This is a genomic window from Halorussus aquaticus (genome assembly GCF_024218795.1).
In the GTDB taxonomy this organism is placed as follows: Archaea; Halobacteriota; Halobacteria; order Halobacteriales; family Haladaptataceae; genus Halorussus; species Halorussus aquaticus.
Window position 1 is genome coordinate 2804362 of sequence record NZ_CP100400.1, and the last position, 21277, is coordinate 2825638.

General features: G+C 66.8%; 23 protein-coding genes. 9 read left to right on the forward strand and 14 right to left on the reverse strand.

Features of this window, described 5'->3' with window-relative positions; genetic code table 11:
* From NGM06_RS14455 to NGM06_RS14480, 6 genes are all read right to left on the reverse strand, one after another.
* Entirely contained in the window at positions 1-1119 is a 1119-nt protein-coding gene (locus NGM06_RS14455; RefSeq protein ID WP_254267638.1) for a sulfatase-like hydrolase/transferase, read from the reverse strand.
* A gap of 5 nt (positions 1120-1124) precedes the next feature.
* A complete protein-coding gene (locus NGM06_RS14460; protein ID WP_254267639.1) occupies positions 1125-2099 on the reverse strand; it encodes a hypothetical protein in 975 nt (324 codons plus the stop codon).
* A complete protein-coding gene (locus tag NGM06_RS14465) occupies positions 2096-3067 on the reverse strand; it encodes an alkaline phosphatase family protein (RefSeq protein WP_254267640.1) in 972 nt (323 codons plus the stop codon). Before NGM06_RS14465 ends, NGM06_RS14460 begins: the two co-directional genes overlap by 4 nt.
* On the reverse strand, positions 3064-4185 hold the full coding sequence (locus NGM06_RS14470; RefSeq protein WP_254267641.1) for a glycosyltransferase: 1122 nt from the start codon (positions 4183-4185) through the stop codon (positions 3064-3066). Before NGM06_RS14470 ends, NGM06_RS14465 begins: the two co-directional genes overlap by 4 nt.
* Before the next feature lie 73 nt (positions 4186-4258).
* Positions 4259-5401, reverse strand: a complete 1143-nt coding sequence (locus NGM06_RS14475) for a glycosyltransferase (RefSeq protein ID WP_254267642.1) — start codon at positions 5399-5401, stop codon at positions 4259-4261.
* A 103-nt stretch (positions 5402-5504) separates the two neighbouring features.
* Positions 5505-6134, reverse strand: coding sequence for a flagellin (locus tag NGM06_RS14480; RefSeq protein WP_254267643.1), 630 nt, complete (start codon positions 6132-6134; stop codon positions 5505-5507).
* 204 nt (positions 6135-6338) lie between these two features.
* Between NGM06_RS14480 and aglJ the strand changes: the two genes are divergently transcribed.
* Together aglJ and NGM06_RS14490 are read left to right on the forward strand one after the other, a co-directional pair.
* Positions 6339-7244, forward strand: a complete 906-nt coding sequence (gene aglJ, locus NGM06_RS14485; RefSeq protein ID WP_254267644.1) for an S-layer glycoprotein N-glycosyltransferase AglJ — start codon at positions 6339-6341, stop codon at positions 7242-7244.
* Between the two features lie 78 nt (positions 7245-7322).
* Positions 7323-9020 (forward strand): acetate--CoA ligase, encoded by a 1698-nt coding sequence (locus NGM06_RS14490; RefSeq protein ID WP_254267645.1) that lies wholly within the window; start codon positions 7323-7325, stop codon positions 9018-9020.
* Positions 9021-9092: 72 nt separating this feature from the next.
* Here the strand turns inward: NGM06_RS14490 and NGM06_RS14495 are convergent, their stop codons facing one another.
* Together NGM06_RS14495 and NGM06_RS14500 are read right to left on the reverse strand one after the other, a co-directional pair.
* Complete coding sequence (locus tag NGM06_RS14495; protein WP_254267646.1) at positions 9093-9434, reverse strand: hypothetical protein; 342 nt, start codon at positions 9432-9434, stop codon at positions 9093-9095.
* The gene (locus NGM06_RS14500; RefSeq protein ID WP_254267647.1) at positions 9431-11809 is read right to left on the reverse strand and encodes a penicillin acylase family protein; all 2379 of its coding nucleotides are present in this window, start codon (positions 11807-11809) and stop codon (positions 9431-9433) included. Before NGM06_RS14500 ends, NGM06_RS14495 begins: the two co-directional genes overlap by 4 nt.
* A 199-nt stretch (positions 11810-12008) precedes the next feature.
* On the opposite strand from NGM06_RS14500, the gene NGM06_RS14505 reads away from it, so the two are divergent.
* Genes NGM06_RS14505 through NGM06_RS14520 form a run of 4 tightly spaced genes read left to right on the forward strand, consistent with a single transcriptional unit; the run spans position 12009 to position 14752 of the window.
* Positions 12009-12146 carry a hypothetical protein gene (locus tag NGM06_RS14505; RefSeq protein WP_254267648.1) on the forward strand — a complete coding sequence of 46 codons (138 nt, stop codon included), beginning with the start codon at positions 12009-12011 and terminating at the stop codon, positions 12144-12146.
* Positions 12136-13881, forward strand: coding sequence for a sodium/proline symporter (locus tag NGM06_RS14510; protein ID WP_254267649.1), 1746 nt, complete (start codon positions 12136-12138; stop codon positions 13879-13881). Before NGM06_RS14505 ends, NGM06_RS14510 begins: the two co-directional genes overlap by 11 nt.
* On the forward strand, positions 13871-14377 hold the full coding sequence (locus NGM06_RS14515) for a hypothetical protein (protein ID WP_254267650.1): 507 nt from the start codon (positions 13871-13873) through the stop codon (positions 14375-14377). The genes NGM06_RS14510 and NGM06_RS14515 overlap by 11 nt, the downstream gene beginning before the upstream one ends.
* 54 nt (positions 14378-14431) lie before the next feature.
* A complete protein-coding gene (locus tag NGM06_RS14520; RefSeq protein WP_254267651.1) occupies positions 14432-14752 on the forward strand; it encodes a hypothetical protein in 321 nt (106 codons plus the stop codon).
* A gap of 85 nt (positions 14753-14837) precedes the next feature.
* Here NGM06_RS14520 and NGM06_RS14525 read toward each other — a convergent pair whose 3' ends face one another.
* The 6 genes from NGM06_RS14525 to NGM06_RS14550 all read right to left on the reverse strand — a co-directional run bounded on the left by NGM06_RS14525 (position 14838) and on the right by NGM06_RS14550 (position 17601).
* Positions 14838-15485 carry a glycerophosphodiester phosphodiesterase gene (locus NGM06_RS14525; protein ID WP_254267652.1) on the reverse strand — a complete coding sequence of 216 codons (648 nt, stop codon included), beginning with the start codon at positions 15483-15485 and terminating at the stop codon, positions 14838-14840.
* Positions 15486-15634: 149 nt separating this feature from the next.
* Positions 15635-16099: a nucleoside-diphosphate kinase gene (gene ndk, locus NGM06_RS14530; protein ID WP_163521859.1), complete on the reverse strand. Its 465-nt coding sequence runs from the start codon at positions 16097-16099 to the stop codon at positions 15635-15637.
* Positions 16096-16287, reverse strand: coding sequence for a 50S ribosomal protein L24e (locus tag NGM06_RS14535; RefSeq protein WP_163521860.1), 192 nt, complete (start codon positions 16285-16287; stop codon positions 16096-16098). The genes ndk and NGM06_RS14535 overlap by 4 nt, the downstream gene beginning before the upstream one ends.
* A gap of 3 nt (positions 16288-16290) precedes the next feature.
* Positions 16291-16518, reverse strand: a complete 228-nt coding sequence (locus NGM06_RS14540) for a 30S ribosomal protein S28e (RefSeq protein WP_137287534.1) — start codon at positions 16516-16518, stop codon at positions 16291-16293.
* A 12-nt stretch (positions 16519-16530) separates the two neighbouring features.
* A complete protein-coding gene (gene rpl7ae, locus NGM06_RS14545) occupies positions 16531-16893 on the reverse strand; it encodes a 50S ribosomal protein L7Ae (protein WP_163521861.1) in 363 nt (120 codons plus the stop codon).
* Positions 16894-17064: 171 nt separating this feature from the next.
* A complete protein-coding gene (locus tag NGM06_RS14550) occupies positions 17065-17601 on the reverse strand; it encodes a GNAT family N-acetyltransferase (RefSeq protein WP_254267653.1) in 537 nt (178 codons plus the stop codon).
* 122 nt (positions 17602-17723) lie between these two features.
* On the opposite strand from NGM06_RS14550, the gene cysK reads away from it, so the two are divergent.
* From cysK to NGM06_RS14565, 3 genes are all read left to right on the forward strand, one after another.
* Positions 17724-18659, forward strand: a complete 936-nt coding sequence (gene cysK / locus NGM06_RS14555; RefSeq protein WP_254267654.1) for a cysteine synthase A — start codon at positions 17724-17726, stop codon at positions 18657-18659.
* Between the two features lie 67 nt (positions 18660-18726).
* Positions 18727-21084 (forward strand): tRNA(Met) cytidine acetyltransferase TmcA, encoded by a 2358-nt coding sequence (tmcA, locus tag NGM06_RS14560; protein WP_254267655.1) that lies wholly within the window; start codon positions 18727-18729, stop codon positions 21082-21084.
* Positions 21085-21107: 23 nt separating this feature from the next.
* Positions 21108-21269 (forward strand): DUF8014 family protein, encoded by a 162-nt coding sequence (locus NGM06_RS14565; protein WP_254267656.1) that lies wholly within the window; start codon positions 21108-21110, stop codon positions 21267-21269.
* Positions 21270-21277 lie beyond the last annotated feature (8 nt).

A 21277-nucleotide genomic window follows, 5' to 3' on the forward strand; every position in this document is an offset into this window, starting at 1 on the left:
TCAGAGGTAGCCGAGTGCTTCGAGGTCGTCGTGGGGGAGTTCGTCCTTCCGCACTGGTCTGGACGCTCTACTTTCGAACTCCTCCTTCGCTGCGAGTAGGTCGTCGTCCTCGGCGGGGTCGCCGTCGAGGGTCACCACGCCGTCGTCGGTCGCCACGTGGTCGCGGTTCATCGCGGCGTGGTTCCCGTTCGAGGCCGCGAACGCCGTCTCGCGCTCGAACGAACCGTGGTTGTACTCCTCGCCGAGCAGGAGCGTCGGCACGTCCACGAGGCTGAGAACGTCGCTCTCGATGGGGATGTTCCTAGTCGCCAGCGGCAGACGCAGGAGTTCGGGGCACATGGTCGCGTGGTGGCCCCATTCGCCGTACTCGCCGAGCAGTTCGCCGTGGTCCGCGACGAACAGCACTCGCGTGTCGTCCGGAATCGCGTCCCAGAGTCGCGCGAGGCGGTCGTCGAGTTCCTCGACCTCGCCGCGGTAGAGTTCGCGGGCGAGTTCCTCGTCGCGTTCGCTCGCGCGACCGTTGAGGACGCGACGCGTTATCTGCTGGGCCTCGCCGCGCGAGACGGGACCGTCGTCGGGGTTGTAGGGGTGGTGCGGTTCCATGAAGTGGAGCCATCCGAACCACTCGTCGCGGCCCTCCGTCGCGTCGAGGAACTCGGTAATCACGTCGGCGGCGGGGCGGTAGTCGCGGTCCACCGAGGAGATTCGCTGCTGGACCTCCTGAACGACGTTCCAGACGCGCGAGGCGATGCCGAACAACGTGCTCTGGGGCGTCATGTGTTCGGCGACCCGGTCTTTGAGTCCCTTGCTCTCTCGGCCCGGTGCCGTGAACTCGTCGAACCCGCGGTCGTAGCCGTAGCGGTTCGAGAGGAAGCGGTTCGTCGAGACGCCGTACTTGTACGGGGAGTCGAGCGCGACGCCGACGTTCGAGTCCGCATCGACGCCCACCTCGCCGGGGTAGATGCCGCCGATAATTGACTGGAAGCAGGATGGCGTGGCGGTGTTGGTCGCGAACGTCGCGGGGTGAGACTCGCCGAGGAACTCCCTCGTCGCGGTCATGTACTGGTAGTGGTCGTAGCGGAGCGAATCGACCGTGACCAGAAGTGTCGTGTCAGTCATCGGAATCACTTGTACCCAAGCGCGCTTAAACGCTGTTCAACGTCGTCTCCCGTTTCGTCTTCGGCGTCGCCCTCTCTCTCCAGTTCGGGTTCGTACTCCCCGGTGTCGGTCGCGCTGGTCTCTATCCACGGGACTCGTTTCAGCGCCGGAATCGGGACGTAGTCGGGATGGGCGTAACACCACCACTCGCCCATCGCGTTCGCGTGGTCGCTTGAGATGACCACGGTGTCGGCGTCGGCGTTGTCGAGGAAGAGCGCGACGTCTTCGAGGACCCATTCGAGGTTGTCCCGGTAGCCCTGCCAGAGGTCGTCGCGGGAGAGGTCGCCGTCGAGGAGTCGGTGCCACGGACCGCGTTCCTCGCCGGTTCCGCCGTCCTTGACTCCGAAGTTCTCCTCGGGGTCGCCCCACCGGAATCCGGCGTCCGGCATCGAGCGGAAGGGAACGTGGGGTTGCAGATAGTGGACGATGAGTCGGTCGGGGTCGCGGTTTCGCTCGACCTCTATCGCTCGGTCGGTCAGCGGCCGCGGTGGCATCAGGTCGCGCTCGTCGTCCCACGCGTAGCGCCACACCTCGTCCAACAGGCCGAACTCGTCGGGGTCGAGGTCGCGGGTGAACGGGTTGCCCGAGACGTACGCCGTGTTCGCCTTCTCGTCGGCGTACTCGTCGCCGAAGTTCTTCTCCATCCACTCCTCGGACATCGACGCGGCCGAATCGAACGTCTCGAAGTCCGGGTCGAGGAACGGGAAGCGGTCTCCCTCTTCGGCGGCGACCTCCCGCATCAGGTCCACTCGGCACGCGTCGAGGACGAGTAGCACGTCCCAGTCGCGCTCGTAGATTGGTTCGCCGTAGTTCCAGACGTCGCGGCCGAACCGCCGGAGCATCCCGACCCAGAACTCGTTCGCCGAGGCGACGGCCCCTCGTTTCGCGCCCATCGTCTGGAACCGCGTCCGGGTCTCCTCAACCCAGTCGCCGAACGTCATAGGTATCCGAGATTCTTGAGTCGGTCCTCGTACTCCGCCTCGCTCACCTCGACGTCTTCGGCCTCCAGTTCGGGTTCGTACTCCCCGGTGTCGGTCGCGGAGAACGTGACCCACGGCACCCGTTTGAGCGCGGGTATCGGAATCGGGCTCTGGTGGCCGTACACCCACCACTCGCCCATCGCGTTCCCGTGGTCGCTGGAGATGGCCACGGTGTCGGCGTCGAGGTTCTCGGACAGCAACGCCATGTCGTCGAGAACCCATTCGAGGTTGTCGCAGTAGGCCTCCCACACGAGGTCGTGGGGCACCTCACGGTCGCGGAGTCGCCGCCAGAGCGTCTTGTGCTGGCTGGGTGCCGGGTTGTCGAGTCCGACCTCGAACCGGAACCACTCGGGGTATTCGTCCACCAGCGACCGGAACGGGAGGTGCGGTTGCATGTAGTGGACGATCATCCGGTCCGGGTCGTGGTCGCGCCACACGTCGATAGCCCGGTCTGTCATGGCTCGCGGCGGGACGACCCCGTACTCGGTGTCCCATCCGTACTTCCACACTTCGTCGAAGAGATACAGCGAGTCGGGGTCGGGAACGTCTCGCGAGTGGGGGTTCGCCGTGACGTACGCCGTGCCCGAAAGCTCGTCGGCGTACGTTTCGGGGTCGAACGTCTTCGCTATCCACTCCGGCGACCGCGACGCCACCGAGTTTGTCGCGTCGCGGTCCGGGTCGAAGCCGTCGAGTACGTCGTACTCCGTCTCGTCGGCCACGTCGGCCAACAGGTCGATTCTACAGGCGTCGAGGACGAGCAACACGTCCCAGTCTTTGTCGTGAATCGATTCGCCGTAGTTCCAGACGTGACGGCCGAAGTGACCGAGCGCACCGGCCCAGAACTCCTGAGCTGACGCGTACGCACCCTTCTTGACACCGTCGTATCTGATTCTATCTCGACTCTCTTCGATCCAGTCACTGAGTGTCATAGTTGTTCTATCGTCGTTTGCTTCTCGTGCGGTTCGATGGCGGCCGCCTCGACGGCGTCCGCGACGACTTCGCGCATCTGCTCTCTGAAGCGGTCGGCCCCGAATCGCTCGGCGAACGCCGCAATCTCGTCGGCGTCCCACTCGACGCCGTCGCGCTCGAACGCCTCGACCGATTCGCGGATGCTCGCAGGGTCCGGGTCGTGGAGGCGGCCGTTCTCGCCGTCGAGAATCTGGTACTTGGTGTAGCCCTCGTTCACGCCGAGGACGGGCGTCCCGCTGGCGAACGCCTCGACGGGGATGATACCGAAGTCCTCGTTCATCGCGTTGAACAGCACGGCCTTCGCCTCGCCGAGTCGCCGGACCTTCTCCTCCTCGGACATGTAGCCGACGAACTCGACGTTGTCGGGGGCGAGTCGTTCGAGTTCCTCGCGCTCGTCGCCCGCTCCCCCGACGACCAGTTTGGCGTCGAGCGCCTCGAAGGCCCGAACGATGGCGTCGATGCGCTTCTCGGGAATCAGTCGGGAGTAGGTCAGGTAGTAGTCCGCCGTGTCACGGCTCTCGTACTGGTCCACGTCCACGGGCGGGTAGACGACCTCGATCTTCTCGTCGGGGATTCCCCAGTAGCGCCGGAGGCGGCGGGCGACGAGTTCGCTGTTCGCCACGAACTTGTCGGGGAACTTCGTGTTCGGGAGGAACATCGTCCGGGCGACGAACGCGTACAGCCGCGAAAACAGCGAGTCGGCGCGCTGTTGGAACAGGTCGTAGGGAATCCGCGGCGTGCTGTGAGTGTAGTGAATCACGACCTGTTCGTCTTCGGGGACGTACCAACTGAGTTCGTTCTTCGAGAGGACGACCACGTCGTAGTCGGTGAGTTCGGGGATGCGCTGGGCGTTCCACGCGTAGTAGAGGTCGCGGAGGAACACCGACTTCTTCACCGCCGACAGCGGCGAATCTTCGTAGAGGCTCCTTGCGTCCACGTCCTCGGAGGCGTGTTCGTCGCTTCCGAATCCGTAGTACAGCGGTGCGTCGAACGTGCGGGCGAGTTCGTCCGACAACGCTTCGGCACCGCCCCGTTCGAGGTAGTTCCCGTGGGCGATGGCGATGGACTGGTCGTTCATGCTGTCCTGTCGGTTGCGGTTTCTGCTGACGCGGCTTTAACTGTACTCATTCCCGGCGACTGCGGAACCGCCCTCATTCGAAGGCCTCCCGCAGTTCCTCGTCCACTTCCCACGTCCCGTCGCCCTTCCCGCGGAGGAGTTCGACGGCGGCGTGGAGCAGCGACACCTGCGAGTCGAAGACGGCGTAGAGGGCCTGAAGCGGACCGAGAAGGTCCTTCTGGCCGATCCAGACGAATCCGACGAGCGCGGCCGGGACGGCGAGTCCGGCGACACCCGCCACCGCGATTCCGGCCGCCGTGACCGCCAGCACGTCCAGCGCGACCAGCCACGGCGAGACGACCATGAACCACCAGTTGAACGGGAGGACGAGTTTCCCGTAGTTGCCGTACCTGCCGAGGGCGTCGCGGTGCTGTGCGAGCAGGCGAATCAGCCCCATGCCTCGGCGGTCCTTCTGAAGCCTGCGTTTGCTGAAGTCCGAGTGAGAGGCCTCCTTGTACCGGACTGCCGGGTCGAAGAGGACTCGGTCACCACTTCGTCGAATCTTCAGGGCGAGTTCGGTGTCGTCGGCCAGCGAGTTGGGGTCGACGGGGACGATGGCGTCGTTCTCGAACGCCGAGAACGGCCCGTGGAAGATGAGCGTCGAGTCGAGGTGGGATTCGAGCGTCTGAATGTGGGCCTGTACGCCGCGGTAGCCCGCCTCGACTTCGCTCCCGCCGAGGACTTCGGCGTTCTGACCCGTGACGGCCGCCACGTCGGGGTCGGCGAGGTTCGCGGCGGCCTCTCGGAGGGCGTCGTCGGCGACGTAGGAGTCGCAGTCGGTCTTGACCACCATCTCGTTGTCCGCGGCGGCGTACGCGTCGTTGAGCGCGGGGGCGAGTCCCCGGCGCTCCTGTTCGCGGATGAGATTCAGGTCGGGATGCTCGCGGTCGGCGAAGAACTCCTCGATGCGGTCGGGCGTCTCATCGTCGCTCGAGTCCACGACGACCAGTTCTACCTTCTCCATCGGGTAGTCCAGCGACACGATGTCGTCCAGTTTCTGTTCGATGATGCCCGACTCGTTGTACGTCGGGAGGACGATGCTGACGGTCGGTTCCGCCTCGCGCTTGTCCGCGGGCGAACCGCTCGGACTGACCAGCGCGTAGAGGGCGAGATACGCGAGGTACGGGAGGGCCGTGGCGGCGACGAGTGCGCCGGCAACGGCGACGAGAGGGTTCATAAGACCGGGTATGGAATCGGGCTATAACATACTGTTGGTCGCTCGTCGCGGTGAAACGGCAAAAGTAAAACGCGGACAGGATGTGAGAGGAAGGTCTGCCGCGTTAGACCGTGACTGCGCTCTCCTTGGAGAGCGACTGCGGGACGTTAGCGCGGTAAAGCGTCACTGCACCGTACTGGGTGGTGAGTTTGAGCTTGACTTCCTCACCTTCGCCGAGACCTTCGCCATTGATATCCGTAGCGCTCATGTTGATTTCGAGGCGGTCGTCCTGCGTGTTGAGGACGGGTTTCGAGCCGTCGGGGTCCTTGATGGTGTTGACCGTGAACGCGTTCGAGTCAGGACCGTCGCCTTCCTTGTTCTCGTCGACGTCGTACACGAGCGTCTGTGCTTTCTTCGGGCCGATCCACTCGATAGTGGCCGCCGAGAGATTGATGTCGTCGGACCCGGACCCGCGCATGACAGTCAGGCTGATGTCCTTCACTCGCTCGTTGCCGACGTTACCGAACGCACTCACGACCTGCACGCGGTTCGAGACCTGCGCGCTGGACTCCTGACCGGTCTGTTCGGACTTCGTCTGGAGGAATCCTGCCGTGTTGATGAGAACGCCCGCCGCGATCGCGGCGACCAGCACCATCGCGATGAACACGATGAGCGTACCGATACCCACCTGGCCGCGGTCGTTGACCGCGCCCTCGATTCTGTCTTTGACTGCTGAGAGATGGTTTCGTGTCATTCTTCAGATCGTATGGTATTCGGGAACTTTCCCAACGAGCAAGTACCACCACCGATATATATAACATTCGTCCGTTTTCACGGCTGATAATCGCGGGACGCGCTCGGGTCGATTCCCGTATACCATCTATCACGTGCGGGGCCAAATGGTGTCATAGCAATAGGTTGGAAAGCCTTTTGCGCTCGTGGTGACCACTCACTTCCAATGGCCGACAGCGAGGACGTGTGCGTACTCGTTCCGACGTTGAACGAGAGTGAGACCATCGGCGAGGTCATCGACGGGTTCACCAGTCGCGGATACGAGAACGTTCTCGTCATCGACGGTAACTCCACCGACGGGACGTCCGACGTCGCTCGTGAACACGGCGCGCGAGTGATACAACAGTCCGGAGACGGCAAGGGACAGGCGATTCGAGAGGCGATTCGACACATCGACGCCGAGTACGTCCTGATGCTCGACGGTGACGGGACCTACCGTCCGGAAGACGCCGACGCGATGCTCGACCCGCTCGTGAACGGCGAGTACGAACACGTCATCGGCGACCGGTTCGCCGACATGGAGGACGGTGCGATGAGTCGCCTCAACCACTTCGGCAACGGACTGTTCAACTGGGTGTTCCGTTACATCCACGGCAAGAACTTCGAGGACATCCTGAGCGGTTATCGCGCGTTCACCCGCGAGTCCGTGGAGAACTTCTACCTCGACGCCGACGGGTTCGGCGTCGAGACCGAGATGGCCGTCGAATGCGTCAAGCACGGCGTGCCGACGACGGTCGTCCCCATCCGGTACGAGGCGCGGCCGGACGGGTCGGACACCAACCTCCACCCGATTCGGGACGGCGGGGTCATCCTCGTCACGCTCTACCAGTTGGCGAAGACGAGCAACCCGCTGTTCTACTTCGGGAGCATGGGCGTCCTCAGCGGACTGTTCGGCGCTGGCGTCGCCGTGTACGTCGGATACGAGTGGTTCGTCCCGCCCCGAACCTCCCACGAAGTGCTGGCAGTCGTCGCGGCGTTCGGCATCCTGTTCGGCGTGCAACTGTTGATGTTCGGCGTCCTCTCGGACCTCATCGTGACGCTGCACCGCGAGCAGATGCGACGGTTGGACTGACCGGGCTTCGTTCCGACGACGTTCGTCTCTGAAAACTGCCGGTACTGTTATTTTTGTTACCTGAGTACGGACGTTCGTATGGTGGACGGTCACAACCTACACGACTACGACGACGTGCGCGAATCGTTCTCTTGGGACGACATCTACGCGGAGGCCGACTGGGACGCGCCCGGGGAACTCAACGTGGGCCACGAAGTCTGCGACCGCCACGCAGAGAACAGGGAGAAGGTCGCCCTGTATCAGGTGAGCGAGGACGGTGACCTCACGAAGACGACGTTCTGGGAGTTGGCCGACCGCTCCAGCCAGTTCGCCAACGTCCTCGAAGACCTCGGCGTCGAACGGGGCGACCGGGTGTTCTCGTACATGCCACGGATTCCGGAGCACTACGTCGCGCTGGTCGGGACCCTCAAGCGCGGCGCGGTGTTCGGCGGCGTCAACGAGCGGTTCGGCCCGGACGGCATCTCGTACCGACTCGACGACTGCGACGCCTCGGTGGTGGTGACCACGAGCGACAACCGCGAGACGGTCGAGACGGCGCTCGAAGACGCGCCCTCGGTCGAACACGTCGTCACGGTGGACCGCAGCGACGGGTCGGGCGAGGGAGTGGCCTCGGAGGACGTGGCGTTCGGAGAAGCGCTCGACGCCGCGAGCAGGGAGTACGAACCGGCCGGAACCAGCGGCGAGGACGACGCGCTGCTCTACTACACCAGCGGGACGACCGGTCCCGCGAAGGGCGTCCGCCACAAGCAGCGGTGGGTCGCTGGCGTCGCGGCGACCCAGAAGTACGCCGTGGACCTCCAACCGGGCGACCTCTACTGGTCCACGGCCGACCTCGGATGGCTCACCGGTCCCATCAACACCCTCGGCGCGTGGTTCTGGGGCGCGTCGCTGTTCACCTACGAGGGCGAGTTCGACCCCGAGACGTGGGCCGACCTGCTCGACGAGTACCCGATTTCGGTCCTGTTCAGCGTCCCCACGGCCTACCGGATGCTCCGCGAGAAGGACCACGTTCTGGAGGGCGTGAATCTGGACCTCCGCCACGCGCTCTCCATCGGCGAACCGCTCTCGGCGGGCGTCGTTGACTGGGGCGAAGAGACGCTGGGGGTCACCATCCACGACACCTACGGCCAGACCGAGACGGGCAACATGATAATCAACAACTACCCGACGATGGACCTCAAACCGGGGAGCATGGGCAGGCCCCTGCCCGGCATCGAGGCCGACGTGGTGGACCCCGAGACCGGCGAACCGATGGAACCGGGCGAGACGGGCGAAATCGCCCAGCGCGGCGACTACCCCTGCTTCTTCGCCGAATACTGGCAGAAGCCCGAGAAGACGGCCGACTGCTTCGTGGACGGACCGGACGGAGAGTGGTACCTCTCGGGAGACCTCGCGAGAAAGGACGAGGACAGCTACTTCTGGTTCGAGGGCCGCGCGGACGACGTGATCATCTCGTCGGGCTACCGCATCGGCCCGTTCGAGGTCGAGAGTTCGCTGGGCGAACACCCCGCGGTCGCGGAGGCCGCGGTCGTTCCCAAACCCGACCGAGAGCGCGGTAACATCGTGAAGGCCTACGTCGTCACGAGCGACGACGCCGAGGCCGGAGACGACCTCGCTGAGGACATCCGGACACACGTCCGCGACGAACTCTCGGCCCACGAGTACCCCCGCGAAATCGAGTTCGTCGAGGAACTCCCGAAGACGGTGACGGGCAAGATTCGTCGGACGGAACTGCAGGACGACGCCGAGCAGGAGGCCGAGGTCGAGCAGGAGTAGGCAAACCGCCGCTCTCGCCCGAATCGAGCTACTTCTTTCTGCAACTGGCGAGCGCCAGTCTCCTCCCACGTATCAGACGACGCCTCGAACCAGCGACCCGAGCGCCGACAGGCCGACCGGAATCCCGACGCTCAGGTAGAGCAGTCGGCCCATCCCGGCGTACTTCAGCAGGCCGCCATTGGCGGCCACCAGTCCCGCGAAGAAGGCCCACGCCAACACGCCGAAACTGATTCCGGCCAGCAGGCCGCGTTTGGCGTCCTTCGAGACGACGCCCACGAGCGCGCCCCCGAGGACGAACCCGTACCAGTGGACCTGTGCCGCGGCGAGTCCGACCGCGACCCCGGCCGCCAGCGCGAACCACCGTTCTCTGCGGTTCGTCCGAATCTCGGTCAACCACGCGCGAGCGACGCTCATTCGTCGCCCTCCCGTGCGTCCGTGAAACGGACGGCGCTTTCGCCCGCGAGTTCCCGACTCATCGACTTGTACTTCCCGTCGGCCCAGAGTCGGAGTTGGTCGTCGTAGTGGTCCGAGAAGTACTCGCCGGAGTTGCCGCCCGGCAGGACGCAGACCGACCGTTCGCGGTCGGCCATCGGGCAGACCATCCGCCAACTGCTCCCGACCGCCGACTCCTTCCGGAAGTTGTTCAGCGTGTAGGGCGACCCGTCGGTCGGGTACGCCGGGTAGTTCAGGAACGACTGGTCGAACGGGTGGGTGACGGTCTCGGTGGTGTTGTAGTCGCCGTAGGTCTCGCCCGCCTCGATTCCGTCGAGGGCCGTCCGGAGCGCCCGGACCATCACCGCCGCGCGTCCCTCGTCGCCGAACCACCGACTGTCGGCGGGCAGGTTCGCCAGCACCCAGTCGTTCGGGTAGTACGACTCGTCGAGACCCGCCGCGTCGAACTCGTCGGCGAACGCCTCGCTCCGGAACTGCTCGGCCCACTTCGCGAAGACGAGCGCGGCCCGCGAGTCGCGGGTCATCCGGGCGTCCCACTCGCGGAGCGCCGCCACCGCGTCCCCGAGACCGTCGCGCCCCTCCGCGGCCGAGACCAGTTCGTCGCGCAACTGCTCGGCGCGGGCCGACTTGGCGTCGCGCTGGACGCGTCGCATGAATTCGGGGTCCATCGGTTTCCCGGACTCGGCGCGCCGGTCGAGCAGTTCGTAGAGGCGCTGACCGCGGTACGGCGTGCCGTACTGCTCGCCGATGTAGTGGTCGGGGTCGTCCTCGATGCGCTGGTTCGCGGTGCCGACGTAGTCGGGGTTGACGGCGTGCGGTTTCTCCTCGAAGGGGACGAACCCCTCCCACGAGGAGACGCCGAAGGGTTCGAAGCCCTCCCACTCGGCCTCGCCCGCCGACCCGTCGAACACCCGCGTTCCCCACACCTCTTCGCCATCTATCCGCCGGATCGGAATCTTCCCCGTCACGTAGAACAGGGTGTTGCCCTCCCTGTCGGCGTAGACGACGTTCTGGGTCGGCAGGTCCATCTTCCGGGTCGCCGCGAGGAAGTCGTCCATCCCCTCGGTCTTGCTGTAGCGGTGAATCGCCCGCGAGGTCCGGGTCGCGGTGTGACCGGTCCACGAGACGCCCACTCGCTGGCCCTCGCGTTCGATTACCGGACCGTGGACCGTCTTCCGGACCGTGGCGGTCCGGTCCTCGCCGTCGGCGACCGAAATCGTGCGCTCCTCGGTTTCGAACTCGCGCCACTCGCCCCGATATCGGTAACGGTCTCCCGCGTCGTCGGTCTCGTAGCTGTAGAAGTCGATGACGTCGGCCCCGGAGTTGGTGAACCCCCACGCTCCGGCGCTGTTCTCGCCGATGACCACGAACGGGACGCCCGGGAAGGTGACCCCGCGGACGCTCACGTCGTCGGTCCGGAGGTTCATCTCGTACCAGACCGGCGGAGCCATCAGCGTGAGGTGCGGGTCGTTGGCCACGATGGGTTTCCCGCTCCGGGTCTGGTTCCCGGAGACGACCCAACTGTTCGACCCGACGCCCGGCGGAGACTCGAACGCCGAGAGCCAGTCGAGCAGCGCGTCGGCCCCGACCTCGCCCGATGGCGTGACGGTCCGCCGAGAACCGGCGGCGGGAGCGTCGCTATCGCCCCTGATGATGGGCGCGTCGTGGTCCATCCGGAAGGGGTACAACTGCTCGGCGGCGTCCGTGCCGAACGCGCGAGCGAGACGTTCGCGACGGAGCGTCCAGAAACTCCCGGTCAGCCCCCACGAAATCTGTTGCTCCATCAGCATCGTGTCCGCGGGGGTCCACGGGTCGGGTTCGTAGTCGAGCAGCCCGAATTCGAGGGGCAGGGCCTCCCGCTCTCGACAGGCGTTCACGCCCTCGACGAACGCTTCGACCGCGTCGCCGGTCGGGGTGTCGTCGAGGAGTTCCAGATTCGCCTCCGCACCGCCCGCGAAGTCCATCTGGACGTGGAACTCGTCGGAGTCGAGCGCTCGCTCGCCCACGACTTCCGAGAGCTCGCCGCGCATCACCCGGCGCTGGAGGTCCATCTGGAACAGTCGGTCGGCGGCCTGCGCGTACCCCACCGCGAAGTAGAGCGCCAGTTCGCCGTCCGCCTCGACGTGGGCGGTCCCGTAGTCGTCGTAGCGCACTTCGGCCGCGCCGTACGGACTCTCGACGCGCCGGTCCGTCCGGTCGGTCGCGTCGCGCCACGCCGACCCGGAGTGCGGGGCGAACCTGTCGAGGTAGCCCCGGACCGGCGAGAGCGACCCGCCGACGGTCCCGCCGCCGACGATGGCGGCGACGAGCGCACGTCGCGTGGTATCCATGTCCATATCGGAGAGAGACATCTCCGGCATAAAACCGCTGTTCCACGAGCCGTGCGTTGTTCGCCGTTGTTTCGGCCGACGGTCCGCGGACGCGACTCGGACCGTAACTGGAACGAGTTCGTCTCGGTCAGGTAGAAGAGGCCGACGGTGACTCCGAAAGACCGAAATATCGCGTTTGATTACGGTCCCACCGATTATGCCCGCTATGAGTACCATCGACTGGCTCGGGTTGGCCGGGCCGTACGTCGTCTTCTTCGTGCTGTTGATAGTGTACTACGTCTGGGAGGGGAAGCGAGAGCGGCGACTCCGGGAACGCTACGAGGAGGGAGAGTATGCAAGGTAGCGGCGGCATCGCGGGCGAGGCGGGCGTCTGGGTGCTGGGCGCGTTCTCGCTCTACCTGCTCGTCCTGCTGGGCATCGGTCTCTACTCCTCGCGGTTCATGGACTCGGTGGGCGACTACGTCATCGGCGGCCGCGAAATCGGACCGGTCGTGACCGGGTTCTCCGAGCGCGCCTCGGAGATGAGCGGGTGGCTCACCCTCGGCGTACCCGCCGACGCCTACGGAACGGGTATCATGGCGTTCCTCAACGGTCTCGGGATGATTCCGGCCGACCTGTTCGCGTGGGCGGCCATCGCCAAGCGCCTCCGGAAGTACACCGAACTCGTCCAGTCGGTGACGCTCCCGACGTTCTTCGCCACCCGACTCGGCGACGAGACGGGCGCGGTCAAGGGCATCTCTGCGGTCGTCCTCATGCTGTTCGAGGGCGGCTACGTCGGCGCGCAGATCGTCGCGGCCGGGACCCTGCTCGAAATCCTGACCGGCATCCAGCCGTGGGTCGGTATCGTGGTCGGCGGCGTCATCGTCATCGGCTACACGTTCCTCGGCGGCTACTTCGCCGTGGCGTGGTCCGACTACTTCCAAGGGGCCATCATCCTCGGCTCGTTCGTCCTCCTGCCCGTCATCGCGTTCACCAACATGGGCCTGCCGTTCGAGGAGGTGGCGGCCACGGCGGGGTCGTCGATGACCAGCATCACCGCCGGGGCCGCGGGTTGGGCCGCCGTCTTCGGCGTCATCAGTTACGCCGCAATCGGTCTCGGAGTGCCCGGCAACCCTCACATCATGGTGCGGTTCATGGGCATCGACCGGGTGAAGAACGTCCGACTCGCGGCGCTCGTGGCCCAGTTGTTCATGTTCGTCGCCTACATCGGCGCGGCGCTGGTCGGCCTGTACGCCGTCGCCATGTTCGGCGACGGTGCGCTCGCCAACCCCGACAACGCGATGCCGCGCCTGACGCTCGACCTCCTGCCGGGCGCGGTGGCGGGCATCGTCCTCGCGGCGGCGCTCGCGGCGATGATGTCGAGCGCCGACTCCCAACTGCTCGTGGCGACCAGCGCCGTCGTGGAAGACGTCTACCACGGGTTCATCGACCCGAACGCCTCCGAGAAGGAACTGGTGAAGTACTCGCGGTACGTGACCTTCGGTCTCGGTGCCGCAAGCGTCGCGTTCGCGTTCCTCGCCAAGGACACGCCAATCTACACGCTCGTCCTCAACTACGCGTGGGGCGGTCTCGGCGCGGCCATCGGTCCGACCGTCGTCGCCACGCTCTGGTGGAAGCGGGTGACTGCGAAGGGGTCGGCCGCCAGCATGGTGGTCGGCGCGTCCGCGATGATTCTGTGGACCCAGCTTCAGACCGTCCTCGGAGCGGTCGGCCTGATGCCGCCGGAGTCGGCCGCGTTCTGGTACGGCCTCGTCACGGTCTACGGCCTGTTCCCGGCCTTCGTGCTCTCGTCGCTCACGCTCGTAGTCGTCTCGCTGTTCACCGAACCGCCGGGCGACGTGGACGACCACTTCGACGCGTTCGACAAACCCCTCTCGGCGGTCGTCTCCGCGGACGCCGACGGTGCGCCCGACTACGCCACCGACGGCGGTGAGCGGACCGACGGGCCGCGAGCCTCGTCGGACCTCCTGTCCGACGGCGGGACCGCCGTCGACACCTCCCCGAAGGTCGTGACCGAGGGCGACAACATCCGCGGCCACGTCGCCGCGTCGGGGTACTGGAGCGACGATGAGCGCTGAGAACGCGGAGGCTCCCCACCCGCTGGTGGGCGACCGTCACGAGTCGGTCCAACTCCCGGTCATCCCGCCAGAAGTCGCCCGCGAGGAGGTCCAGTCGTCGGGACGGGTGGGCGCGGTTGCCTACCCCTACCGGGTGTACGAGACCGAAGTCGAGGTGGACCGACCGCTCCTGTCGCCCCGGCGGGACCGCCGCGTCGTCAGCGTGGACTGCTCGCGGCGACTCGCGCTCCGGGCCGATACGGTTCCGGAGTTCGAGACCCGGACGGTCGAGGACGCGCTGGTCCTCCCGAGCGAACTCTCGCCCGAACAGGCCGACGAGAAGGCCCGCGAGGCCGCCTTCAAGTGGACGCTCCGAACGTCGATACTCGCGGACGTGCCCGACGTGGAGTTCGCCCGCGTCGCCGACGCCTACAAGTTGTTCTGGCTCGCCGAGCGTCCCGACGGCGACGTGATTATCGACAGTCTCGACGGTGACGAGCGGCCGCTAAGAGACTGACGCTGGATTCGGACTCCTCAGTATATTTTTACGAACGGCGCGTCACTTTCGGCCATGGCCCTCTCCGTTCCCGTCGAACTGTTCGTTCTCGGCGTCGCGGCCGCGACCGTCGGTCTCGTCGTTCTGGCGTATCGCGAATTCCGCGCCGACTACCGGACGGGCGAGTACCACTTCACGTGGGGCGTCGGCGTCGTGACCCTCTTTCTGCTCGGATTCGCGCCGGGACTGGTGGGACTCGGTCTCTACGCCACCGTCGAGCGCAACTATCCGATGCACTGGCTGTTCGCGTCGGTCGTCGGCGCACTGGTCGTCATCGGCGTCGTTGGCTACGGAGTGGACACGGCGACGGTCACGTCGTTCGTCGGCGTTCCGTGACGTTCGCCAGAAAAGTGACTCCGTCCCGTTGCGCCAACGTGCGACGCGTTCGGCCGAATCGTTCACGCTACGTTGGTTCCTGCAGTTACAGCGGTCGGGTCAGTATCAGTCCGTCCACGCCGCGACGTTCGAGCGCCCGCGCGAGCGTCCGCGTCGCCACCGGCCACGCGTAGACCTCCATGCCCGCCTCGTGGGCGCTCTCGACGAGGTCGGTGACGAAACACAGCGACCAGTGGGGGTTGGCGTACTCGCAGTCGATGGCCTCTGCGGTGAGGAAGTTGGCGTCGGGTCGCACGCCGAAGTTGAACGCCAGCGGTATCGACTCGTCACGCAACTGCGTCCGCCAGAGCGGGTCGGGGTGGAGCGACGAGACGACCGCGTCGTTCTCGACGCTCTGCACGAGGTCCACCACGTCCGCGGCGATGCCGCGCTCCTTGAGGTCGAGGTTGACGCCCACCTCCGGCGGAATCGCCCCCAGTACGTCGGTCAACAGCGGGATGCCCCAGTCGGACCCGTCCACGCTCAGCGACGCGAGTTCCGACGCCGGGAGTTCCGACACGTCGCCCCGCCCGTCCGTGACCAGTTCCACGTTGTCCCAGTGGGAGGCCACGAGTTCGCCAGACCCGCACCGACGCACGTCGATTTCGACCGCGTCGGCCGACGGCGATGCGCGCTCCGCCGCGCGGACCGTGTTCTCGGGATACCGGTCTCCGAAGCCTCTGTGGGCAGTCACCTGCACGCGCTCGTATTGGTGGCGGAGACGAAAATGGGTTCGTGATTCTTCGAACGGCCACTCCGTTCTATCGAACGATTACGACGCGGAGAATACGCTACTCGCTCTTCGAAACAATCGAAAAAGGGAGCGGAAAACCGAACGCTACCTTACTCGTAGAGCCACTCGGCGTCGATGCGCTCGTAATCGACCAGTTCCTCCTCGTCGAAGAACAGGTCGATTTCGCGCTCGTTCGCGCCGGGGTCCTCGTGGTCCGAACCGTGGATGACGTTGCGGCCGAGGTCCAGACCGTAGTCGCCCCGGATGGTGCCCGGTGCGGACTCGGCGGGGTCGGTCTCGCCCATCATCTTGCGGACCTGTCGGGTCGCGTCCTGGCCTTCCCAGACCATGGCGAAGACCGGGCCGGACGTGATGAAGTCCACGAGTCCCTCGAAGAACGGCTTGCCCTCGTGCTCGCCGTAGTGGTCGTGTGCGAGGTCCTCGTCTATCTGCATGAACTTCCCGGCGACCATCTTCAGGCCGCGGTCCTCGAATCGGGAGACGATGTCACCGATGAGGCCGCGCTGGACGCCGTCGGGCTTGACCATCACGAAGGTACGCTCGGTCTCGCTCACTGTTCACCCTCCTCGGCACCGCCTTCCTCGGTCCATTCGAGGTCGCGGGGTTCGCGGCCGAGGTCGGCGTTCTTCTCGCACTTCGCCGAGCAGAAGTGGACCGTACTGCCGTCGGTGCGGACGAACATCGTCCCCGTGCCGGGTTCGATGTCGGACCCGCAGAAGTCACACTCTCTCGTCTGGGGCATTGGTTACTGACCTCCGATGGAGTCGGCTTCGCGGGCGGTCTCGCGCAGTTGCAACACGTCGCCCTCGCGGACGGGACCGAGACAGTTCCGCGTGATGATGCGGCCCTGATTCTCGCCCTCGCGGATGCGGCACTTGACCTGCATGGCCTCGCCGTGCATCCCCGTCTTGCCGACGATTTCGATTACTTCGGCGGGCGTGGAGCTTTCTTCTTCAGTTTCCTCTGCACTCATGACTCAACCACCTCAGCGGAGTTCCTCGACCTTGTTGGCGATGTCATCGACGTCGTCTTCCGCTTCGCCGGAGTCGGTGATGGCCGCGGCGGCGCTTCCGACTTCCAGACCGGCGGCGTGACCGATGTCGTCCTGGGTCTCGACGAAGACGAAGGGGATGCCCTTCTCGTCGGCGAGTTCCGGCAGGTGCATGACGATCTCTTCCGGCTGAACGTCTTCGGCGATGAAGACGAGATCGGCGTTACCGCGCTCGATCGCCTTGGTCGTCTCGTTCGTTCCTTTCTTTACGCTACCCGTGTCTCGTGCGACCTCGAGCGCCTCGACGGCGCTGTCTTGGAGGTCGGCTGGGACGTCGAAGTTTACGTATACTGGCATAGGTTGTTCACCCTCCCTGCACGTCGGCTCAGGCTCCCCTGCCGGGCAAATCCTTTGCGGCTAGGAGCATCATCAACCGCGCGCAGGTCGTATCCTTCCGTAGTTCGTCACCCCTTAAAAGCGCTTTCAAATGCTCCGGCGGCGTGCGAAACGAATGCACGGGGACCGAGGTCACGGCGCTCCGTCCCACTCGTCGCGCAGGAGACCGTACAGCACCACGTCGCGGTACGCACCGTCGAGGAACACGTGTTCGCGCAGGCGACCCTCCTCGGTGAAGCCGAGTCGCTCGACCACCGCCCTCGAAGCCTCATTGAAATCTACCACGCGCGCGTACACGCGATGCCGACCGCTCGTGTCGAACGCGTGGTCGAGCAGGAGCGACACCGCCTCTGTGGCGTAGCCTTCGCCTCGGGCCTCCGGAAGGAGCCAGTACGAGATTTCGCCGTGGTCGTGTTCGGTCCGGAACAGGCTCACCTGACCGACGGGGTCGCCGCCCCGCTCGCACGCGACGAAACTGGCGTCCCCGTTGTCGGTCGAGACGAACTCCTCGTAGAATTCCTCGACCTGTTCGCGGGTCTGAGGCGCTGTGTGTGTCAGCGCCGTCCGGATGTCGGGGTCGCTCCGAGCGCGCTGGATGAGGTCGAGGTCCTCGCGCTCGGTTACTCGAAGGTCTACGCGCTCGCCGGAGATGAAGACCGGACCGGGCATACGTTAGCAGACGAACCTGTAGCTGAAAACTCCGCCGGTGCGTCACTGTTTCCGGCAAGCCTCCCGACCGGCCGAAGATGTGCGACCTAACGATTACCGCCTCGCTACGGGTAGTTCCGCCGATGGCAGAATCGAGCGAGTCCACGACGACCTTCGACGCGGCGGAGTCGATAGACGACCTCGTCGGCGAGACGCCGCTGCTCCGCCTCGACGCGTTCGCCGAGAACCTCTTCGGGAAGGTCGAGGCGAGCAACCCCTACTCCGTGAAGGACCGCATCGCCCGCGAGATGGTGGACGCCGCCGAACGGAGCGGCGAACTCGGGCCGGACGGGACCGTGGTCGAATCGACCAGCGGCAACACCGGCATCGGACTCGCCGCGGTCTGTGCGGCACGCGGCTACGACCTCGTGCTGACGATGCCGACCTCCATGTCCGAGGAGCGCCGCAGACTGCTCCGGGCGCTCGATGCGGAACTGGAACTCACGCCCGCCGAGGAGGGGATGGGCGGCGCGAACCGACGCGCCGCGGAACTCGCCGACGAACGAGCGGGCGCGGTGCTGGCCCGCCAGTTCGAGAACGCGGCCAACCCCCGCGCGCACCGGCGCACGACCGGTCCTGAACTCTGGCGCGCGACCGACGGCGAGGTAGACGCCTTCGTCGCGGGCGTCGGGACCGGCGGGACCATCACGGGCGTCGCCGAGTACGCGAAGGAGGAGCGCGGCGCGGACGACTTCACTGCGGTCGCTGTCGAACCCGCCGAGTCGCCCACGCTCTCCGAGCAGTGCGCCGACGGCCACGACGTTCAGGGAATCGGTCCGGGGTTCGTCCCCGAGATACTCCGCGAGGAACTCGTAGACGAGGTGCGGGCGGTCTCCGGAGGCGACGCCAAGGAGGCCGCCCGGAACGTCGCGCAGACCGAGGGTCTCGCGGTCGGCATCTCCTCCGGAGCGGCCGTCGCGGCCGCCGCGGGGTACGCGCGCGACCGCCCCGACGAGACGGTCGTGGTAATGCTCCCCGACGGCGGCGAGCGATACCTCTCGACCGACCTCTACGAGTAGGTCGTCTCGACCCGAGACCGGACCCGCGAAGGAAAACCCCTTGTCCGCCTCGCGCCAAGCCCCGGACATGACTCTCGCCGAGGTCGCCGCCGCGCTCCGGGAGGAGGCCCGCGCGGTCGGCGAGCGCCGACTGCTCGTCCTCGCGGGCGAACGCGAGGCCTGTTACGACGCGGCCGACCGGGCGCTCGACGCCGCCGGAATCGACCGCGAGGCGACCACACTGGTCGGGACGGGGAAACTGGGCTGCGAGCGCGTCGGCCCGAAGCGCGCCGACCGCCTGCTCGGGACGACCCGCGACTGCGTCGTCTTCGACGCCCACGCCGACTTCCGGCCGAACGCGGTCGGCCGAGTCGTCGGCGCGGTGGACGGCGGCGGTCTGTTCGTCCTCCTGACCCCGACGCTCGACGAGTGGCCCGACCGCCGGACTGACTTCGACCGGGCGCTGGCGGTCCCGCCCGCCGACCTCGACGACGTGACGGGACGGTTCCGACGGCGTTTCGCCGAGACGCTCCGGTCGCATCCCGGCGTCGCAATCGTGGACGCGGACTCCGGGCGCGTCGAGCGCGACGGCCTGACCCGCCCCGCTCCGCGACTCTCGACGGGGACCGACGTACCGCAGTTACCCGAGAATCGCGAATTCCCGGACGCGGCCTACGACGCCTGCCTCACTCGAGACCAGATGGCGGTGGTCGGGGAACTGGAGGCGCTCCGGGGGTCCGGGCCGTCCGCGTCCCCGGCCGCGGTGGTCGTGGAGGCCGACCGGGGCAGGGGCAAGTCCAGCGCGGCGGGCATCGCGGCGGGGAGCCTCGCCGCCGAGGGCGCGGACGTGCTGGTCACGGCCCCGGAGTACCGGAGTTCCCGCGAGGTGTTCGTCCGGGCCGAGGCGCTGCTGGAGACGCTGGGCGAAGAAATCGAGACTGTCGGCGACCCGCCCCGCGAGATTCGAGTCACGGGCGAACGTCGCGGCGAGGGCGAACGGGGAGACGGACGAGGAGACGAACGGGGCGGCGGTCGCGTTCGCTTCGCCGAACCCACCGAGGCCGCCGACCTACTCGGCGACCCCGGAGACGACGCGCCCGACGCCGTCTTCGTGGACGAGGCCGCGGCGCTGTCGGTCAGACTGCTCGAGCGATTTCTGGCCGCGCCGCGAGTCGCGTTCACGACGACCATCCACGGCTACGAGGGGGCGGGGAGAGGGTTCTCGGTCAGGTTCCGCGACCGACTCGCCGAGAGCGACCACGAGGTCGTCGAGACCCGACTGGAGGAACCGATTCGGTACGCCGCGGGCGACCCCGTAGAGGTCTGGGCGTTCGACGCACTGCTGCTGGACGCCCGGCCGCCGGTCGAGGAGGTAGTTCGGGACGCCCGCGCCGAGTCCGTCGAGTACCGCGCGCTCTCGCCAGACGACCTGCTCGCCGACGAGACGCTGCTCCGGGGGGTGTTCGGCCTGCTGGTGCTGGCCCACTACCGGACCGAACCCGACGACCTCGCGCGACTGCTCGACGCGCCGAACCTCGCGGTCCGGGCGCTGGTCCGCCCCGACTCCGCGTCCCCGAGCGCGCGGAACCACGTCGTCGGGGTCGCGCTGCTGGCCCGGGAGGGCGACCTCCCCGCGGACGTGCGCGAACACATGTACGAGGGCGGCCGCGTGCGGGGCAACATGCTCCCGGACGTGCTGACCTCTCAACTCCGCGACGAACGGGCCGGAGTCACCGCGGGGATGCGGGTCATGCGCATCGCAACACACCACGCGGTCAGGTCCCGCGGACTCGGGTCGCGCCTGCTGGCCGAGATTCGCCGGGAGTTCGCGGACGAACTCGACTGGCTCGGCGTCGGCTACGGCGCGACGCCCGAACTCCTCCGGTTCTGGCGCGAGAACGGCTACCGCGCGGTTCAGCTCTCGACCACCCGCAACGACACCAGCGGGGAGTACTCGGCGCTCATGCTCGACCCGCTGAGCGAGGCGGGCGCGGCCCTCCACGACCGCCACGCCCGGTGGTTCGCCTCCCGCGTCGCGTCGATGCTGGCCGACCCCCTGCGCGACGCCGACGCCGACGTGGTGTGCGAACTCCTGCGGTCGGTGGACGCGCCGGTCGAACTCGACCTCTCGGACTGGGACTGGCGAACGGTCGCGTCGAGCGCGTACGGACCGGGGCTGTACGACGCCGCGCCGAGACCGTTCCGGCGAGTGGCGCTGAAGCACTTCGTGGACCCGCGGGAGGGTTCGGACGCGCTCTCCCCGCGCGAGGAGCGCCTGCTGGTCCGGAAGGTCCTGCAGGGCCACCCGTGGCGACAGGTGGCCGACGGACTCGGATTCCACTCGGCGGGCCAGTGCATGCGCGCGCTCGGCGACGCCTACGAACCGCTGGTGGACCGGTACGGCACCGAGGCGGCGACGGCGGAGAAACGCCGGTACACCGATTAGTCGGGAGCGAGTAGAACGCCGCCATGGCCGAGTGCGCCGAGTCGGACTGCTCGGAACCCGCGACCGTCAGACTCCACGTCCCGTGGGCCGAGAACCGCGAGGTCTGCGCGGCCCACGCCCGCGTGCTGGCCCAGCAGGACGGCGTGGTCGCGGACCCGATAGCCGGGGACGACGAGTGGCCGTGAGACCGGCG

Bases quoted from the DNA above. Each gene is read 5' to 3' on its own strand.
- NGM06_RS14455 (WP_254267638.1), bottom strand. From the start codon at position 1,119: ATGACTGACACGACACTTCTGGTCACGGTCGATTCGCTCCGCTACGAC.
- NGM06_RS14460 (WP_254267639.1), bottom strand. From the start codon at position 2,099: ATGACGTTCGGCGACTGGGTTGAGGAGACCCGGACGCGGTTCCAGACG.
- NGM06_RS14465 (WP_254267640.1), bottom strand. From the start codon at position 3,067: ATGACACTCAGTGACTGGATCGAAGAGAGTCGAGATAGAATCAGATAC.
- NGM06_RS14470 (WP_254267641.1), bottom strand. From the start codon at position 4,185: ATGAACGACCAGTCCATCGCCATCGCCCACGGGAACTACCTCGAACGG.
- NGM06_RS14475 (WP_254267642.1), bottom strand. From the start codon at position 5,401: ATGAACCCTCTCGTCGCCGTTGCCGGCGCACTCGTCGCCGCCACGGCC.
- NGM06_RS14480 (WP_254267643.1), bottom strand. From the start codon at position 6,134: ATGACACGAAACCATCTCTCAGCAGTCAAAGACAGAATCGAGGGCGCG.
- aglJ (WP_254267644.1), top strand. From the start codon at position 6,339: ATGGCCGACAGCGAGGACGTGTGCGTACTCGTTCCGACGTTGAACGAG.
- NGM06_RS14490 (WP_254267645.1), top strand. From the start codon at position 7,323: ATGGTGGACGGTCACAACCTACACGACTACGACGACGTGCGCGAATCG.
- NGM06_RS14495 (WP_254267646.1), bottom strand. From the start codon at position 9,434: ATGAGCGTCGCTCGCGCGTGGTTGACCGAGATTCGGACGAACCGCAGA.
- NGM06_RS14500 (WP_254267647.1), bottom strand. From the start codon at position 11,809: ATGGACATGGATACCACGCGACGTGCGCTCGTCGCCGCCATCGTCGGC.
- NGM06_RS14505 (WP_254267648.1), top strand. From the start codon at position 12,009: ATGAGTACCATCGACTGGCTCGGGTTGGCCGGGCCGTACGTCGTCTTC.
- NGM06_RS14510 (WP_254267649.1), top strand. From the start codon at position 12,136: ATGCAAGGTAGCGGCGGCATCGCGGGCGAGGCGGGCGTCTGGGTGCTG.
- NGM06_RS14515 (WP_254267650.1), top strand. From the start codon at position 13,871: ATGAGCGCTGAGAACGCGGAGGCTCCCCACCCGCTGGTGGGCGACCGT.
- NGM06_RS14520 (WP_254267651.1), top strand. From the start codon at position 14,432: ATGGCCCTCTCCGTTCCCGTCGAACTGTTCGTTCTCGGCGTCGCGGCC.
- NGM06_RS14535 (WP_163521860.1), bottom strand. From the start codon at position 16,287: ATGCCCCAGACGAGAGAGTGTGACTTCTGCGGGTCCGACATCGAACCC.
- NGM06_RS14540 (WP_137287534.1), bottom strand. From the start codon at position 16,518: ATGAGTGCAGAGGAAACTGAAGAAGAAAGCTCCACGCCCGCCGAAGTA.
- rpl7ae (WP_163521861.1), bottom strand. From the start codon at position 16,893: ATGCCAGTATACGTAAACTTCGACGTCCCAGCCGACCTCCAAGACAGC.
- NGM06_RS14550 (WP_254267653.1), bottom strand. From the start codon at position 17,601: ATGCCCGGTCCGGTCTTCATCTCCGGCGAGCGCGTAGACCTTCGAGTA.
- cysK (WP_254267654.1), top strand. From the start codon at position 17,724: ATGGCAGAATCGAGCGAGTCCACGACGACCTTCGACGCGGCGGAGTCG.
- tmcA (WP_254267655.1), top strand. From the start codon at position 18,727: ATGACTCTCGCCGAGGTCGCCGCCGCGCTCCGGGAGGAGGCCCGCGCG.
- NGM06_RS14565 (WP_254267656.1), top strand. From the start codon at position 21,108: ATGGCCGAGTGCGCCGAGTCGGACTGCTCGGAACCCGCGACCGTCAGA.